The 1997-nt window shown below is 31.3% G+C and carries 3 protein-coding genes; 2 read left to right on the forward strand and 1 reads right to left on the reverse strand.

What is annotated here, in order from left to right:
- A partial coding sequence (locus EZH24_RS15445) for a glycerate kinase (protein ID WP_137999135.1) occupies positions 1-79 on the reverse strand: 79 nt, incomplete at its 3' end.
- A 172-nt stretch (positions 80-251) separates the two neighbouring features.
- Between EZH24_RS15445 and EZH24_RS10860 the strand changes: the two genes are divergently transcribed.
- Positions 252-1622 (forward strand): GntP family permease, encoded by a 1371-nt coding sequence (locus EZH24_RS10860; RefSeq protein ID WP_137999134.1) that lies wholly within the window; start codon positions 252-254, stop codon positions 1620-1622.
- 220 nt (positions 1623-1842) lie between these two features.
- A partial coding sequence (locus EZH24_RS10865) for a sugar diacid recognition domain-containing protein (RefSeq protein WP_272897898.1) occupies positions 1843-1997 on the forward strand: 155 nt, incomplete at its 3' end.

The raw sequence follows: 1997 nt of genomic DNA on the forward strand, positions 1-1997 counted from the left end.
CTTCTTCTATCGCGTTGCAAACTTCCAAACTCGACAAACTACCCTTAAAAGAATCTGGAATGATAATTATTTTTTTCATTTTTTATTTATCCTTAAAAATTAAAAAATTTTATTTAAAATATATTAAATAATATTAATTTTCATTGTTTATATGATACAATAAATTATATAAAAATTGTATAATTTATATAATGAAAATTGATAAAATTTTGATATACTTATTATTATAATTAAAAATCAAGGAGTTAATTATGCAAGGAACTTTATTAATCGTGGCTTTTATTATTTGTATTATTATTATGATATTAGCTATCTCAAAATTAAAAATTCATCCGTTTTTGTCTATTATGGGAGTTTCGCTACTTTTCTCGTTTATAGCGGGAATTCCTATAAAAACTATTCCGTCAATAATAGGAGCGGGATTTAGCGGAACATTTACGAGCATCGGTATAGTAATTATATTGGGAGCGTTAATCGGAACTATTTTGGAAAAAACGGGCGGCGCTTTGAAACTTTCCGATATGGTTATAAAAGTCGTAGGAAAGAAAAGACCCGAACTTGCAATGTTGATTATGGGATGGATAGTTTCAATACCAGTATTTTGCGATTCTGGTTTTGTAATTTTAAATCCAATTAGAAAAGCGTTGGCAAAAAGAACTATGGCTTCGAGCGTTGCCATATCAGTCGCGCTTTCCTGCGGTTTATTTATTTCGCATTGTTTCATACCTCCCACTCCAGGACCAATTGCAGCGGCAAATACTTTGGGAGTCGGCGACCATCTTTTAATGGTAATAGGAATGGGAGTTTTATGCTCGATATTGCCTTTGATAACGGGATATTTCTTTGCAAAATATATCGGTAAAAAAGTTAAATCTATAGACGAAATAGAAAGTAAAGATAATGTTAAGAGTTACGAGGAATTGGTAAAAAGTTATGGGAAATTGCCAAACGGTTTTTTAGCTATAGCTCCGATTATAATTCCTATTATTTTAATGGGATTAGCTTCGGCTGTAACTATGGCAAAAATGGAAGGAAGTTTTATAGAAATATTACAATTTTTAGGAACTCCAATAATCGCACTTGCGGTTGGACTTATTTTTGGAATAATAACATATTTCAGTCAAAAAAATAGCGTTGAAAATATAGACAGTTTTTACGATATAACTAACGACACTTTAAAAATCGTGGGACCTATATTATTTGTTACGGCGGCGGGCGGAGTATTGGGAAGAGTTATAGCTTCTTCAAGTTTGGTAGACTTTATAACCGAAAACGCCACATTGTTTCAAACTATAGGAATATTCTTCCCGTTTTTACTTGCGGCAATTTTGAAAACCGCTCAAGGTTCTTCAACGGTAGCATTAACCACAACGGCGGGAATAATAGCGCCTTTAATGGGAGCTTTAGGATTGGATACTCCGACTTTGGCTTCCCTAACTGTTATGGCAATCGGAGCGGGAGCTATGACTGTATCTCATGCAAACGACAGTTATTATTGGGTTGTGACGAATTTCGGAGAGATGAGAGCGCAAGACGGTTATAAAACTCAAACTTTAATGACCCTTATAATAGGAATAGCGGGAATAATAAATGTATTTTTGTTATCTTTGGTATTGAGATAAAATTATAAAATATAGTTAAAATCGTTAATATATATTTAAATTAGCATAATTTTTTAAGAATATTAAAAAACTAAAATAAAAAACGAACGAGGCAATCTATTTTATACGGATTGCTTCGTTTACGCTCGCAATGACGAAGTTTTTTAAATAATTATTTTTTAATATAATATACAATTAATTTATAAATTAAATTATAAATTGAGATTAAGGATTTTAATATATGATTTCTATCGATAGTCAAATAGCCAAAAAATTATTAAAAAAGATAATGGATAATACGAATTATGAAATCAATATTAATATCATAAACGAATACGGAGAGATAATTGCAAGCGGAGACAGTAAAAGAGTCGGGAAGACGCATGCGGGAGCTTT

Origin of the sequence: Brachyspira catarrhinii (assembly GCF_005518285.1) — a bacterium.
GTDB lineage: Bacteria > Spirochaetota > Brachyspiria > Brachyspirales > Brachyspiraceae > Brachyspira > Brachyspira catarrhinii.

What these genes read in the sequence shown, in the direction of transcription:
- EZH24_RS10860 (WP_137999134.1), top strand. Translation starts at nt 252, where the DNA reads ATGCAAGGAACTTTATTAATCGTGGCTTTTATTATTTGTATTATTATT.